Here is a 15532-nt window from a genome sequence, read left to right as displayed (position 1 = left end):
GGCCATTGCATACCTATACGTTCGTTGAATTCACCGCGGCTGTTCTCTCAAGCCAGGACCAATAGCGCTCCGTGCCAGCGCCGCCGGGGCCGGAGGCCAACGGTGAGCCAGTCAATACATCGCGCTGGTGAGGGGCTTGCCAGCGCGTCAGCGCCGCATCGTCGGTAACGCTGGCGATGCGTTCGGTGCCAAACCCATAGCGATAGGTGCCATCGGCCTGAGGCAACAAGCCGGTGGCAACCTTATCGGCATCATCGGCAAAGCCCGGCGTGGCAAACAAATCGCGGGCATAGGCCCACAGGTGCGGAAAATCGCTGATGGCGAACGCGGTGCCCAGTTCGGGAGGCAGGCTGGGGCGGTATCCCCGGTCATACGACAGCAATGTTTGGAATAAGCGCACGTCAGAATCGGTAATCTGGGCCCCGAACAGATAGCGCCGGGTCGTCAGGCGGTGGTCGTAATCGGCCAGTCGCGCTTCAAAGATATTTTTGGCTACCCGCGCGGCCAGCAGGGAGTTGGCAAACAGGATCTTGTACGGGCCATTGTTGACATCGTCAAAAATCTGCTGGTTAAGCAGGTCGATGGCGGGACGTAACGCGCTGGGATAAAGATCCGGTGCCGTTGCACTGTGCAACGGAGCCCACGCCGTTTCGAGATCGTAGGGCAGGGTGTGGTAGTCGTTGTTAACCACCTTACCGGTTTTCAAATCGACCAGCGTCGGTACGGTGCCGCGCCCGGTGTAGTCAGGGATGGTGCGGCGATAGAGATCGTTGAGTCGTTTAACGCCAAGCACCGCATCAACGCCGTCAGGTTGACCGGCAAACAGCCAACCGTCGCTGTCGCGATGCGATACGTATCCCACGGAGATTGCCGTTTCTAACCCCAACAGGCGACGTAAAATAAGAACGCGCCGTGACCAGCCGCAGCCAGCGCTGACGATCAGGCGGTAGCGACCTGCTTCGACCGGCAGTTGATGGCTGCCTGTGCCGAAACGGCTGGTGAAAGCGTTACTTTGGCGGCGAAACCCGCCATCATCGGTTTGCTCAACGGTTTTTTCTGGGTATAGCACGGTAGACATAACCACTCCTCATCAGGGTAACTGGCGATCATTTCAACGAATGTAAAAACTGCTCCTGACCACTGCGGTAGTCGGATGGGCTACTCCCGCACCAGGATTTAAAGGCGCGCCGGAAGCTGCGTTCATCAGAGAACCCTAAGCGCTCGGCGATATGCTCTGTGGTAACACCGCTGCGCAGCAGGCGACGGGCTTCGGTGAGACGCACTTCACGCGACAAAATGGAGTAGCTGGCACCTTGCTGATCGAGGACGCGGGCCAGCGTGCGGCGGCTGATGCTGAGCAGCCGCGCCATGTCGTCGGCAGAATGAATGGTGTCCAGATGTGCCTGCAAAAACTGAAGCAGGCTGTGTTTATCCCTGATGCGGCCCGCCACTGTGGCCGCCAGCCGCTCGGCCTGCGTACGCAGTGCACTGTTTAGCGCGGGTGTGGGGCGGTTAAGCCACTGGAGTGAGAAATCGATTTGCGCGATCCCCTCATCAAAGAAAACCGGACAGCCGAAATAGTGCTCAAGCGTGGATTTAGCAATGCCGCAGGAGCGCGTAAAGCGCACGCTGTCTGCAATAGGGATGCCCGGCGTGTGGGAACGGGAAACCGCAAAGCAGTTCACAAAGTGAAAGTGTTCAAGCGTCGCGCGCAGCTCCGGATCGTAAAATCTGGGAATGTGCAGCAGGCTAAGGCCTCCATTGCGATTGGCTTCTGGCACCGCACTCCACGGCGTTTGGAAATGTTTGGCACAAAAACGAATACTTTCCTCACCGTTGTTTAATGCCATTGCTGCCAGACTGATCGTACCAAAACTGGTGTAATTAATCCGCGCCGCATGGTTGAATAAACACGCGCTCCGGTCTTTATCTTCTCCCAACCACAGATGCTCAAAAATATAACGCATTTCCTGATAGGAAATGGTAGTGGATGACCAATCTCGCTGTGTAGGATAAATAGCAAATTGCTGTTGCAATGTCTCAGTTAAAATAGATTTATTGGCTGAAGAGAGTAATAAACCTGATATTTGAAATAATGTAAAAAATCGGTCATTGGTCCCGAGCGGTTGATGTGCCGGGACAGGGCCTCTGCTGTTCGGCGACAGCATACCCGCGCGTTGCGATTCCATTTTTCACCTGGTGCTTTGTGGTGATGTCATCATGACTAAAAATGTAATCAGGATATCCCCTCAATAGCAATGCAATAAAACAGCTAACGAAAGTCTGTTTTCATCTATCCGTGGCACGGATTGTCCTTTTGCCGTCAGCGTCTGTTATTAAACAATAGCGATCACGACCGATGGATTACTGAAAATAGTATTGGTGAGGGCATTGCCATGGCGGTATCGCAAAAAGAATTATTGAGTGACTCGTATTATCAGGCCTTGCCTGCGGCGTCCGGGTGGCAGCAAAGTAGCCACCTGTCTCTGGCGTTTATCTGGATGTTGGGCGTGGTGTGCGTGCTGGATTCAGCCATTATCTCCTCCCTGCTGACGCCCATCAAAGCGGAGTTTGGTTTCAGCGATGAGCAAATGGGGCGCTTCTCTTCCATGTTCACCCTGGCTGGTATCCTTGGTGCGCCGATTATGGGCACGCTGGCGAACCGGTTTAGTCGTAAAACGGTGTTATTGATTGGCGCGACGGTGTGGAGCGTGGCGTCATTGTCGACGGGGCTGGCTGCCGGTTTTATCGGTTTGCTGTTTTGGCGCGTGCTCACCGGTTTCAGTGAGGCGGCCTATAACACCGTCGCACCGGGCTGGTTGGCGGATCTTTACCGTCCGCGTTGGCGCAACGTGGTGTTTTCGCTATACATGTTGAGAAATAAAATCGGTACCGCCGCCGCGCTTGCGCTCGGTAGCCTGCTGGCCAGCGAGTATGGCTGGCGCACGGCGTTCTTTGTCGCGGGGTTGCCGGGTATTGTGCTGGTACTGCTGTTGCTGCGCGTGAAAGAGCCGACCATTGGTGCGATGGATGGCGCGCAGCCGGGAAACACGATAAGCGAAAAAACCGGGATACGGGACAGTCTGGCGGTGTTCCGTTTTCCGGCCTACGTGCTGCACACGGTTGCCTTGTTGCTGTTTTTTATCGCTATGTCGGTACAAATCTGGATACCGGCTTATTTGCATCGCGTTTTTGCGCTCACCAATCCGCAGGCATCAGGTTTTTTGGCGCAGGTGTTGCTGTACACGCTGCCAATGGGGCTGATTGGCGGGTATTTTTCCAGCCTGTTATTGCGTCAGTATCGCTGGGGATTCCCGCTGTTTTTAGCCAGCACTTCACTGCTGGCGGCGTTGGCATTTTCGTTGGCCTATAGCAGCCCGACGCTGTCACACGCGCAGGTGGGGATTGCGGCCGGGATTGCCGCCTTTGGCTTTAGCGCCGGAACCTTGACCACGCTGATTGTTGAAACGGTGCCGCCGCATTTGCGTAACAGCGCCATGGCTTATTCCATCGTATTGACGTCCGGCCTGGCCGGTGTGATTGGTCCGGAGCTGGTTGGTCAGTTGTCCGATCGCTATACCCTGGGGGTGGCAATGTATGTCGCGCCAGTGGCTTACGCCAGTGCGGGTGCGGTGTGGCTGGTGCTTGCCCTGTGGCAGGCGCGATCGCAGTCAGGCACCACGACGGCATAAGCGAGGGAAACGTTTAAAGGGCACCGGAGGTGCCCTGAAATTGATCACTGAGTCGCTTTACCTCTCGTCATCCTCGGCGAAAGCCGGGGATCTCTGCCAGAAGAAACGCGTTTCACCTGCAAGAGATTCCCGCCTGCGCGGGAATGACGGTGAGAGTAGAGCCCTTTGTGGTTAGGGCCCCATCAATTCAAGGTTTTGGTCACGCGAATCAAGGCGAACAGGCCGCCCTCGATGATGTCGCCTTCGGTCTGATAGCCCAGTTGTAGATAAAACTGGCGCACGTCCCACTTGCTGGTGATCAGTACCTGGGTAAACCCCAGTTCTGCCGCCCAGACTTCCATCTCACGGATCAGCAGGCTGCCGATGCCTTTGCCCTGATAGCCAACCGCAACGCTGATCCGCTCGAATTTTGCCTGTCCGTGATAATGACGCAGACGCCCGGTAGCCACGGGCGTTTCACCGTCCATGATCAGCAGATAGTCGCAGTTATCGCCCGGTTTTTCGTCGATCTCACCGGAAATAGCAATATCCAGACTCAACGCCACTTGAATCCGGAGGTAGTGCACGGCAGCGAGCTGCCAGGGTTCTGCCACTCTGATTATTTCCATGTTATTTCCTGTCATGCCGGACGTTGCGCGGCCAGTTGATACAGTACTGCGAATACCCGCTGGTTCTCATCGGCATTGCCGATCGTCACGCGAATCCACGAGGGAAGGCCCACTTCCCGGCCTGAGCGCAGCACGATGCCTGCGTCGAGAAACACGTTTGCGGCCTCGTCGCCATCACGTTCCAGGTTGATCATCAGAAAGTTGGCGAAACTCGGAATATAGTCGAATCCCAACGCCTCACAGCAGGCATAGTAATCGGCCAATCCCTCGCGCACCAGTGTGACAGAGCGTGCCAGAAAATCGCTATCCTCCAGCGCGGCGCTGGCAGCAATTTGGGCCAGATGATTCACATTGGGGGGCACTTTGACTTTATGCAACAGACTGGCCGTTTCGACACTGGCGACCGCATAACCAATACGCAACCCCGCCAGGCCATAGGCTTTGGAAAAAGTACGCAACACAATCAGATTGGCGTATTGGCGGGCCAACGCAATGCCATCTGGCACATCCGGTGCCACGGCATATTCACGGTACGCTTCGTCGAGCACCACGGGAATATCGGCAGGGACCTTGGCGAGAAACGCCTGTAACGCCCCCGAGGCAACCATCGTTCCCATCGGGTTGTGCGGGTTGCATAGCCAGATCAACCGCGTTTGCGGCGTGATAGCCGCCAGCACGGCATCAAGGTCAATGGCGTGTTCGGATAAAGGCACGGCAACCACGGTACCGCCGTTCAACCGCGTGGTCAGGTTATACCAGCCGAAAGAGGGCGTGGGGATCACCACCTCATCCCCGTCGCTGACGAATACGGCGCTGATCAGCGACAGTATCTCAAAAATGCCGCTGCCAAATACCAGACGCTGCGGGTCAATATCGTGATGGCGAGCCAGCTTTTCTCGCAGTTCGTCGCAGAAGGTGGAGGGATAGCGCGAGGCGGAGGTCAGCGCCGCGCCGAGTGCCTGCGCGACCAGCGGGGAATAGCCAAGACTGTTTTCATTGAGCGCCAGATTGATCAATGGGCCTTTGGCGTCTTGCAACGCCTGCGGCGGATCAAAGCGGCGAAGCGCGTCTAAAACCGGACGATAGTGCATAGTGAGGGATTCCTGCCAGATGTTTGCAATGACAATAGAGGGTGTTATGCCATGTTGGCAGAGGAGGCGGGGCAATAAACAGGACATTTGGTGTCAGGCCATAAACAAAAAAACATAAGCAAAGCCGTATCGGGTATGAGGCGTGACAGGCAATGGACACTATCACTCCACCAACACGTCATCCTCCGCTTAGGCGGAGGATGGCATACAGAAAGAAGGCGTTAGGCTGTCGGTGCGGTGAGCATGGTCCGCGGTGTGTTTTTCTCCCGCTGCATCATCAGGCTGAGCGCGGCGGGCAGTAGCGTCAATGTCACCAGCGTGGCGAAGATCAACCCGCCGATAATCGCATAAGCCATTGGCCCCCAAAATACCTGATGCGCAATCGGGATCATGCCGAGAATAGCGGCACAGGCCGTAAGCAGGATAGGCCGAGCGCGATGCAACGCGGCGGCGACAATGGCATCATCGTGCGCCAACCCTTGACGAGAATGATTGTCGACTTCACTGATCAGGATAACCGCGTTGCGGATAATCATTCCGGCTAAGGCAATCACCCCGAGCAGCGCCACAAACCCCATTGGCGTGCCGGTAGGCAGCATGGCTGCCACAATGCCTGGTAAGCCAAACGGCGCCATCATCAAGGCGAGTAGCATCCGCGAAAACCGTTGCAACTGAACCATCAGCAAAAAAAGCATGGTCAGCAGTGTGACCGGCAATACGGCGTATACCGAGCGATTGCCTTTGTCTGATTCGGCGCTGGCACCGCCTTCTTCGATACGGTAACCCGCAGGCAGCGTGGCGCGTAGCGCATCAACGCGAGGGCGTAACGCTTGAGACAGTGCCTGAGCGTGTATACCCGGTGCCACATCGGTTTGTACACTGATAAACGGCAAGCGTTGACGACGCCATATCACCGGATCTTCCACGCCCCATAGCGGTGATGCAATCCGGCCTAGCGGCACCTTTTTGCCTGAAGGCGTGGTTAACATTAGCGCCTGAAGGGTATCCCTATTCTGTCGTTCCGCATCGCTGCCGCGCAGCACCACATCAATCAAATGATTCCCATCGCGCACCTGGGTCACCACGCTGCCAGACCACAGCGTGTTGAGCATCTGTGCCACGCTGTTGGACGATAAACCCAGTGCGCGAGCTTCAGTCTGATTGATCTGGAAGGTCATGACGCGCTGGGGTTCCCCGGCGGTCAGGTTCACTTCGCGCGCCGCAGGTTGTTGTCCAACGATGGCCGCCACCTGCTGTGCGATATGGCGTACCTGGGCATAGTCTGGCCCGGTGACACGGTATTTTACCGGCCAGCCCACGGGCGGGCCTAATTCCAGTGGAGAAACACGCGTGACAATGTCACTGAATTGCTGCGTCAGTATCTCGTTTAATTGTTGCTTCAGCCGATCGCGGGCGGCCAAATCTGTCGCGACCACCACCAACTGGGCGGTATTTTCGTTATCCTGCAAGACGTCCATCGGTAAATAGAAACGGATGGCACCGCCGCCCACGTAACTTGACAGACGAACGACATCGGGGTTCCTGAGCAGTGCCTGTTCAAGCCGCTGGGTTTGGCGTGCAGTCTCGGTTTGCGAGGCATTGGCTGGCAGCGTCAGGCTTACGAGCAATTCGGGACGATCGGAGGTTGGGAAAAACTCGCCTTGCAGAAAGGTGGCACCCAGCATGGAGAGCGCCAATAGCGCGATTGCTAAAGTCACGGTTATCCAACGATGACGCAATACGTGCCGCAGCAAGCGGTGATAACCGTGCATAAATTTGCCCTGAGTGTGGGAACGGGCTGGCAGACGGCGCGGTAACAGCCAGGTGCCTGTTAACGGCGAGAACAGAATGGCGACGACCCATGAGCTGAGTAATGCCATCAGCACGACCGCAAACAGGGAAAAACAGTACTCTCCGGCACTCGATGCGGCAAAACCGACCGGAATAAAACCCGCGATCATCACCAGCGTGCCGGTCAGCATTGGAAACGCGGTTGTCTCAAAGGCATAGGTGGCCGCACGTCGCAGGGTGTCACCGGCTTCCAGACGCGACACCATCGCTTCCACGGTGATCATGGCATCATCGACCAGTAGCCCCAGCGCAATGATCAGTGCGCCCAGCGAGATGCGTTGCAGGCCAATATCTGCCAACATCATCCCGGTAAACGTCATCGCCAGCACCAACGGAATGGCTGCCGCCACCACCAGACCCGCGCGTAATCCCAGCGAAACAAACGAAACGGCCAGCACGATGGTTATCGCCTCGATCAGCACCTTGACGAAGCCGTGAACCGCCTGTTCGACCACGGCGGATTGATTGGCAACCTGGGTTAATTCGATGCCATAGGGCAACTGTGCCTGAATGGCCGTCATCCGGTGCGTAATCGCCTGACCAAAACGCAGCATGTTGCCCGTGGGAGCCATCGCAATCGCCAAACCGATCGCGGGTTGTCCATTCACCCGAAATGCCAATGCCGGCGGTTCAACGGGTTGGCGGCTGAGGGTAGCGATATCCGTAAGGGGAAGGTAACGTCCGCCGATATTGAGCGTGACATCACGCAGGCTCTCTTCTGAGCGAAATGCACCACTGACGCGCAACGCAATATTATCCCGGTCCGTGCGCAGCGTTCCTGCGGGGGCAACGGTGTTCTGCGCGCTCAAGGCCGCCATCACCTGTTGCACATCCAGTCCCATACCGGCCAGTTTTTGCGGTGAAAAAGCAATAACGATCTGTTCTTCCTGTTCGCCTATCAGGGTGATTTTGCCGATATCCGGCAGATTCATCAGTGAACGTCGCACGTCCTCAACCCGATCGCGCAACTCACGGGGAGTAAAACCTTCTGCGGTAAAGCCATAGATTGTGCCAAAGGTGTTATCAAATTCATCATTAACGCTGGGTCCCGTAACGCCTTGCGGCAGTGAGGGGGCGATATCCTGCATTTTTTTGCGCACCTGATACCAGATATCAGGCACTGCTGCTGGCGGAGTATCATCGCGCAGGTTGACGTAAATAAATGACTGTCCGGCGCGCGTTTCACTCTCGATATAATCCAGACCGGGAATTTCTTGCAGCTTTTTCTCTAGGGTATCGGTAACCAGATTGACGGTATCCGTCAGTGTTGCACCGGGCCACTGTGCTGCAATAACGGTGGTTTTGATGGTGAAAGCGGGATCTTCATTGCGCGGCAGTTTTTCATAGCTGAAGATACCGGCGGCAATAATCATCAGCATAAAAAATGTCACCGGTTGCTGATGCTTGAGTGCCCAATCAGAGAGATTAAACCACGCTTTTTTTCGTGCCGAATTCATTGCTGCTTCTCCCCAAGGACCACGGTTTCTCCAGCCCGCAATTTACTCACACCCGCCGTCACCACGTTTTCACCCGGTTCAATGCCCGCTGTGACAAAAATCGACGCGATGGAGTAACCGCCCAGGGCAATGGGGCGCAGTTGCAGTTGGTTCTGCGGGGTAACAATAAAAACGGCAGCCTGTTCATCGGCGCGAGTCAATGCGGAAGCGGGAAGGGTCATCATTGCCGGTGCCGCCCGAGGCATTTGCGCCCGTACCGTCGCCCCCAGCGTCATGGCAACCGGGGGTGTTTCCAGCCGCACGCGCACGCGCCAGGTGCGCGTTTGCGGATCGGCCTGCGGGCTGATATCGCGCAATATCCCCGGTGTGGTGAGCGCTGGCGTGCTCAGCAGGGAGACGTTGAGTCGAGATTCGCCCTGTCCGGCCATTGCCTGAGGATCGGTGACATCGAATACCGCATCGCGTTCCTGGCCCGCCGCGAGGGTGAATACCGCTTGCCCTGCGCTCACGACCTGCCCGGCGGACGCGTTGACGGCGGTGATAACACCGGCGCGCGGTGCGGTGAGTTGGGTCCATGACAGATTTTCTTGCGCATTGTTAAGCGTAGCTTGCGCGCTTTTCCTGCGCGATTGTGCCGCCTGCCAGTTTGCCGTGGCATTGTCCAATTCAACCCTGGCAATAGCGCCGGAGGGCATTAATGCCTGCATACGGCGCAGATTAGCGGCCGCGACCTGTTCGGCGGCGCGGGCGCTCTCGACCTCGGCTTGGGCGCTGTTGAGTTGATTGCGGTTGATGTCGCTGTCCAGGGTCGCCAGAAGCTGGCCTTTGGTGACGTTGTCACCTATTTCAACCTGCCGGCTGAGGATCCGTCCTTCCAGTTGGAACCCGAGCGTGGTTTCATCGTGAGCGCGTATCTCACCAATCCATACGCCAGCAGCGGTCGCTGAGGGTGAGGGAACGGTGGTATAGCGCACCGCGCGCGGCACGCTGTCTTTTGCCACGTTATTGCCATCACACCCGGCAAGCAGCGCGGGCAGCCATACTGCCAGGATCAGCACACCCTTGATATCGGGCAAATGGGATAAAAGATGATGTAACCCGTGACGGGCACAGGTTGAAAAGGTGTCACACATGGCGTCATTCCCTGTTCAAGAGAAGGCCATTACACCCCGTGCCTGTCGAGATTTCTTGAATGTTCTGTCAAGGATTTATCAAGGGTCGCCGTTTTTTTGCTATTTATGAGGGGAAACGGGCAACTGAATCCGAAACAGTAACCCTTTTCCCGTTGGCAGTTCGGCGGTGATGGTGCCACCGTGGGCTTTGCAGATAGCGCGCGCAATGGAAAGACCCAGGCCGCTTCCGCCAGAATGGCGGGCGCGTGACGAGTCAGCGCGGGTAAAACGCTCGAACATGTCAGTAATAAAATCGGGTGTTACACCCGGTCCAAAGTCACGAAATGCTATCTGATATCCGCTTTCTGTGGCGGTCAGTGTGATATCCAAGCGTTGACCTTCGCTGGCATAGCGCAGCGCATTCTCCATCAGCACGGTGAAGGTCTGCCCAAGCCGAAAGGCATCACCCACATAAGGACAAGGCGTATCGGCCTGCACGGTAATCAGCATGCCTGCGGCTTCTGACTGCGGCTTGAGCCAGGCCGCGCGTTCGCGCATCAAGTCTGCCAGATTGTGCTCACGGCGATCCAGTATCAGCCTGTCGGCGTCGGCAAGAGAAATCAGGTGCAGATCGTCAATCAGGCGGTTGAGATGTTGCAACTGTTTCATCACCATTGCTAGCTGTTGTGGTTCGGGTGCGAATACGCCATCAAGCATGCCCTGAAGCCGACCAATGGCGGCGGTGAGTGGCGAACGTAATTCATGGGCCATGGCAACGTGGGACGTGTGCAGTTCACGCTCATAGCGGGCCAACTGCTGCGTCATGCTATTGAAATCCTGCGCAAAGCGCAGCATTTCCTCCGGTGCCTGGCTGACAAGCGTCGCCTGGGTAGTGAATGTGCCCTGAGTGACGGCCTGTGCTGAGGCCCGCAGATGATCGAACTGCAGGGAAAGCGGGCGAGCGCTGCGCAGGCCCATCAGTACGATGAACGGGATCATCACGGCCACCAACACGCCGACCATAATCCAGTCGGAGGAGGCTATCGAGGGATCGGTATATTCAATGCCCCACCAGGCATCAAAGATCTCATGAAAACGTGCGGGGTTGGTTTGCGGGTGCTGGCGTAGCGCTTCGAACTCTTCACGCAGCGCCGTCGGCATATCGTGCATCACCCAGTAATTATAAATCTCGAAACGCAACCACATACAGAGCGCGATAATCACCACGGTGCCGATAGCCAGGGTGAGGATGTGCAGGCAAATCCAACGCCAGAAGGAGTAGCGATTTGTGTTATTCATAGGTGACATCATTCATGGTTGACGAAACCGGTAACCGACGCCGCGGACATTGATTAACACCTCGCTGATGCCGGCATTTTCCAACTTCTTGCGCAGGTTATACATATGCGTGTCTACCACCCGTTCTAAGGCGTCACTTTCCGGCAGGCACTGTTCGAGCAAATAGTGTCTGGAAAACGGTCTGGTGGGGGCGCGCATCACCGTCGCCAGCAGTGAAAATTCGGTTGGGGTCAATTCAAGGTAATAAGGGGGATCGTCAACCCGAATCACGCTGGCCGTGCGTGCGAGCGTATCGACTTCGAGTTTTTCCCAACGCAGTAATTCATTGGGCACATTCTGGCCCTGACTGCGGCGCAGCACGGCCTGCACGCGGGCGACAACTTCCCCTGGAATGTAGGGTTTGACCACGTAATCATCGGCTCCGTAACGCAGCGCGCCAATTTTGTCGGGCATATCGCCCATGGCTGTAACCATGATGATGGGGGTATCGTTCTTGCGACGCACCGCCGCGAGGATCTCCGTGCCCGTCATGCCCGGAAGCATCACATCAAGCAAGATCAAATCGGGCTTTAGGCGCAGCGCAAGTTCCAGCCCGGACAGACCATCGCTGGCCAGCGTGACCTCGTAGTTTTCCCGCCGCAGATAGGCTTCCAGCACGTTGGCTGCATCTGCGTCATCCTCGATGATCAGAATACGTTTAGTCTGCATGTGTCATCTTGACCATTTCTTCATAAATCCCTGACGGTTTGTTGATATTGCCCATTCATAATCCAGTCACCGACCAGAACCTTGAGCGCGGTAGCGCAAAAACAATTTACTCGTGAGGTGACAAGATGAAAACCAGAAAAATAATACTACCTACGCTTTGCCTCCTGATAGGTGGCATAGCGCAGGGCACCAGGGCTGATGAAGGCGAGAACGCGAGTGCCAAAAGCCTCACGCTTGGCGTCGGTGGGCTATACTCGCCGCGCTACAGCGGAGCTGACCAGGGAAGCCTGCAAATAATACCGGTGATTCAGGCGCAGTATGGCGCGTGGTTCTTTGACGCATTGAGAGGGATTGGCTATCACGTACAAAACGATACCGGGCTTTATTTTGAACACAGTCTGGGTATCAATCCCGGCCGTAGCGATCGAAACAGCAATTGGCGTGCGGGTTCAGATAAACTGAAAGGCATGGGGAAAATCGATCCCAGCGTTAACACCACGTTGACGGTTGGATGGGCACTAACGCCGTGGTTGCAGCTGGAAGGTGCCGCCACGTTGCCACTCAGCGATTCACAGGGCGGACAATACCGCACCGCGCTGACCGTGATCCCTTTTCAAAGCAGCAGTGATACGCTTGCATTACAAAGTGCTGCACTGTTTGGTGATGCACGTTATATGAACCGTTTTTACGGGGTTAACCGTGAGCAAAGCGCACGCGCTGGCTATTCCCGCTTCGATGCGCAGGGCGGATTTTACGCGGTGGAGAGCAGTCTGACCTGGGGACATCAGTTTACGCCGCACTGGGGAACGTCACTGAGCGTGGGTTACACCTGGCTCGGCGACCGGGCGGCAGAGAGTCCGATTGTGTACCGCCGTAATCAGACCAGTGGCATCATGGCGGTGAATTATACCTTTTGAGGGTACTCATCCATTTGTGGTTGGCAGCGCTCACACCCGGCGAGGATAATCTTGTTGTAATATAGGGTTTTCTGCCAGCCAGTATGAGGTTAGTTATGCTTCAGTTCCGCCCGTCAACCGCAGACGATATTCCGCGTATTATGGCTATTTGGCGTAACGCCGTTGATGCAACGCATCATTTTCTGACACCACGCGATCGCGCGGCGATTGATGCAGAACTTTGCGCCTTTTTCCCTCAGATTACGCTCACGCTGGCGCTGGAGTCCAACGGTAACATCGTCGGTTTTATGTATTTACATCATGGGCATCTGGAAGCGCTTTTTGTCGATGCCGATTCTCATGGCAAAGGCATTGGCCGTGCGCTGATCGGAGCTGCGTTGGCGCGCTATCCGCAACTGACCACCGATGTGAATGAACAAAATGTCCAAGCGCTGGCTTTCTATCAACGATTGGGTTTTGTGCGCACCGGGCGCTCTGCGCTCGACGGGCAAGGGCGGGCCTATCCGTTGCTGCATTTGCAATATCTGTCGCCGTTATGATGTTGTCTCTCGCTTTGCTACCACGAGAGAGCTGAGGGTTGTCGACATTGATGACGGCTCAGTCATTGCCTGTGAACGCAATAATTAACAATATCAGCATTTTGCATTGACTGTTTTGTTCTGTGATAGGGGTTGAAAATCACCGCTGTCCCGCTAAAGAAATCCCTGCTAACGTCGTTAAAAATAACGTATCCCCTATAAAATATGGACGTGTAGCATGTGCAAAAATGGCATTTTAAAAACCACGCAAGCGCGCTTTAGCCTATTTCTTATCGGCTTTTTCGGACTATTACTCATTCTCACGTTTGTGGTTATCCGCCAATTTGTTTCTCCCCAGTTGATTGAAAATGAAAGCAATCTGATCCGCCTCACCGTTGACCGTCAGGCACGAGCGATCACCGAACAAATGAACCGGGTGCAGGCGCAACAGAAAACCATCACCGAACTGGTCAGCGTATTAAGCAGCGAGCAGATTGATACGCTGCTCCCCAATCTGGTTAATCAGTACAACGATCTGAACGTGTTTGGCGGGGGGATTTGGCCATTACCGGGCGTGCGTGATGCGGCGCGCGATCGCTTCAGCACCTTTTTTGCCCGCGATGCGGCAGGCCAACTGCACGTCAATACGGTGTGGAACCAGCCGCAGTCAGAAAAATATTGGGAGCAACCCTGGTATAAAGAGGGGATGAATGCGGCGCAAGGCCAGTGCGCATGGGCCAAAGCCTATCAGGATGCCGCCAGCCCGCAACCGCGTACCAACTGTGCCATGGCAATAAGCCGCGACGGTAAACCCTGGGGCGTTGCCACCATCGATGTCACCTTAGGCTTCTTCAACAAGCTCGCCAAGGAGATGAGTGCCGCCGTTGAAGGTAAGGTACTGATTGTCGAAGCCGATGGGAAAGTGGTTGGCAACGGTCAACCGGAGCAAGGCAGCGCGGCGCTGCTCAATCTTAAGGATCTGAAGACCCCAGCGGCGTCACCGTTGCAGGCATTGCTGTCGCGTGCCGGTAACGCCGCCACCGATGGAACCTACGACGGGACTGACGGAGAACATACGCTGTTAGTTCAACCGATTGCCGGCAGCCCGTGGTATCTGGTGGCGGATATTCCCTCCAGCCATTTGTCACGCCACACCAGCAGCATACTGACAAAACTCACCGTGGTGCAGGGAGCGCTGTGCTTTCTGTTGCTGATTGTTCTGGTCAGTTTCTTCCGTATCTTCATGAAAAATTTAAAACTGTTGCAGCATAATATTCAGGCGCTCTCCAGCGGTGGTGCTGATTTGACCCAACGACTGCCCGCCAGTAAAAATCCTGAATTTAACGCGGTGGTGCAGAGCTTTAATGATTTCATCGCCTACCTGCAAGAGCTGATGCAGCAGGTGGGTCAGAGCGCGCTGGCCATGTCCTCGGCGTCGCGCCAGATTGCCAGCGGTAACGCCGATCTCTCGTCGCGCACCGAGGAACAGTCTTCATCGATTGTCGAAACCGCAGCGTCCGTGGAAGAACTGGCGGGAACGGTACGCCAGACCGCCGACAACGCGCGCCACGCCAGCAAACTCGCGGAGGATGCGTCAGGTATTGCCCACAAAGGCGCATCGGTGGTGAATGAAGTGGTCTCCACCATGACCAGGATAAACGCGTCATCCAACAAGATTGTCGAGATCATTAGTGTGATTGATGGCATCGCTTTCCAGACCAATATTCTGGCGTTGAATGCCGCGGTTGAAGCGGCGCGGGCTGGTGAGCACGGGCGTGGTTTTGCCGTGGTCGCAGGAGAAGTGCGTTCACTGGCGCAACGGAGTGCCACCTCTGCGCAGGAAATTAAAGCGCTGATCGAAGAATCGGTCACCAACATTGAGCAGGGCAGTAATCTGGTGCGGCAGGCTGGTTCAACCATGGAAGAGTTGATGAGCGGCGTAAACAGCGTCACTGGTGTTATCGCTGAAATCAGCTCTGCCAACGAAGAGCAGAGCAAAGGTATCGATCAGATCAACGTTGCCATTAACCAGTTGGACAACACCACCCAGCAAAATGCGGCGTTGGTCGAGCAGGTCGCGGCAGCGGCGCAGTCCATGGAAGATCAATCCGATCAATTGGAACAGGTGGTGTCGCGCTTTACCTTATAACCGCCTCACAACGAGAAAGGCGGGAAATCGCCTTTCTCGTTTCCATTATTTTGACACCATGAAGTATTTTTTCGATCTGCTTAATGGCATTTGTCTCTCATTGGCATGAAAATAGGCGGTAAACAATACG

The 15532-nt window shown here is 55.6% G+C and carries 12 protein-coding genes; 4 read left to right on the top strand and 8 right to left on the bottom strand.

Annotated features, from left to right (window positions below):
• Positions 1–13: 13 nt before the first annotated feature.
• The gene (locus J5067_RS05015) at positions 14–1078 is read right to left on the bottom strand and encodes a glutathione S-transferase (protein WP_264642785.1); all 1065 of its coding nucleotides are present in this window, start codon (positions 1076–1078) and stop codon (positions 14–16) included.
• Between the two features lie 28 nt (positions 1079–1106).
• Complete coding sequence (locus J5067_RS05010) at positions 1107–1967, bottom strand: AraC family transcriptional regulator (protein ID WP_264650577.1); 861 nt, start codon at positions 1965–1967, stop codon at positions 1107–1109.
• A 429-nt stretch (positions 1968–2396) separates the two neighbouring features.
• Between J5067_RS05010 and J5067_RS05005 the strand changes: the two genes are divergently transcribed.
• A complete protein-coding gene (locus tag J5067_RS05005; RefSeq protein WP_264650576.1) occupies positions 2397–3692 on the top strand; it encodes an MFS transporter in 1296 nt (431 codons plus the stop codon).
• 182 nt (positions 3693–3874) lie between these two features.
• Here J5067_RS05005 and J5067_RS05000 read toward each other — a convergent pair whose 3' ends face one another.
• The 6 genes from J5067_RS05000 to J5067_RS04975 all read right to left on the bottom strand — a co-directional run bounded on the left by J5067_RS05000 (position 3875) and on the right by J5067_RS04975 (position 11818).
• On the bottom strand, positions 3875–4300 hold the full coding sequence (locus tag J5067_RS05000) for a GNAT family N-acetyltransferase (protein ID WP_264650575.1): 426 nt from the start codon (positions 4298–4300) through the stop codon (positions 3875–3877).
• 11 nt (positions 4301–4311) lie between these two features.
• Positions 4312–5391: a histidinol-phosphate transaminase gene (gene hisC / locus J5067_RS04995; protein WP_264627922.1), complete on the bottom strand. Its 1080-nt coding sequence runs from the start codon at positions 5389–5391 to the stop codon at positions 4312–4314.
• A gap of 221 nt (positions 5392–5612) precedes the next feature.
• Positions 5613–8699 carry an efflux RND transporter permease subunit gene (locus tag J5067_RS04990; protein WP_264650574.1) on the bottom strand — a complete coding sequence of 1029 codons (3087 nt, stop codon included), beginning with the start codon at positions 8697–8699 and terminating at the stop codon, positions 5613–5615.
• Positions 8696–9832, bottom strand: a complete 1137-nt coding sequence (locus J5067_RS04985; protein ID WP_264650573.1) for an efflux RND transporter periplasmic adaptor subunit — start codon at positions 9830–9832, stop codon at positions 8696–8698. The genes J5067_RS04990 and J5067_RS04985 overlap by 4 nt, the downstream gene beginning before the upstream one ends.
• 99 nt (positions 9833–9931) lie before the next feature.
• Positions 9932–11110 carry a cell wall metabolism sensor histidine kinase WalK gene (locus tag J5067_RS04980; RefSeq protein WP_264642778.1) on the bottom strand — a complete coding sequence of 393 codons (1179 nt, stop codon included), beginning with the start codon at positions 11108–11110 and terminating at the stop codon, positions 9932–9934.
• 12 nt (positions 11111–11122) lie between these two features.
• Positions 11123–11818 (bottom strand): response regulator, encoded by a 696-nt coding sequence (locus tag J5067_RS04975; protein ID WP_264628630.1) that lies wholly within the window; start codon positions 11816–11818, stop codon positions 11123–11125.
• Between the two features lie 125 nt (positions 11819–11943).
• Here J5067_RS04975 and J5067_RS04970 point away from each other — a divergent pair, with 125 nt between their 5' ends.
• The 3 genes from J5067_RS04970 (at position 11944) to J5067_RS04960 (ending at position 15402) form a co-directional block, all read left to right on the top strand.
• On the top strand, positions 11944–12735 hold the full coding sequence (locus J5067_RS04970) for a MipA/OmpV family protein (RefSeq protein WP_264642777.1): 792 nt from the start codon (positions 11944–11946) through the stop codon (positions 12733–12735).
• Positions 12736–12830: 95 nt separating this feature from the next.
• Complete coding sequence (locus tag J5067_RS04965) at positions 12831–13274, top strand: acetyltransferase (RefSeq protein WP_264628244.1); 444 nt, start codon at positions 12831–12833, stop codon at positions 13272–13274.
• Positions 13275–13491: 217 nt separating this feature from the next.
• Positions 13492–15402 (top strand): methyl-accepting chemotaxis protein, encoded by a 1911-nt coding sequence (locus tag J5067_RS04960; RefSeq protein ID WP_264650572.1) that lies wholly within the window; start codon positions 13492–13494, stop codon positions 15400–15402.
• Positions 15403–15532 lie beyond the last annotated feature (130 nt).

The sequence above is a fragment of the Candidatus Symbiopectobacterium sp. NZEC151 genome (genome assembly GCF_025962655.1).
Classification (GTDB): domain Bacteria; phylum Pseudomonadota; class Gammaproteobacteria; order Enterobacterales; family Enterobacteriaceae; genus Symbiopectobacterium.
Note: the sequence above shows the minus strand (reverse complement) of the source record. Positions and strands in the feature narration are given on the sequence as shown.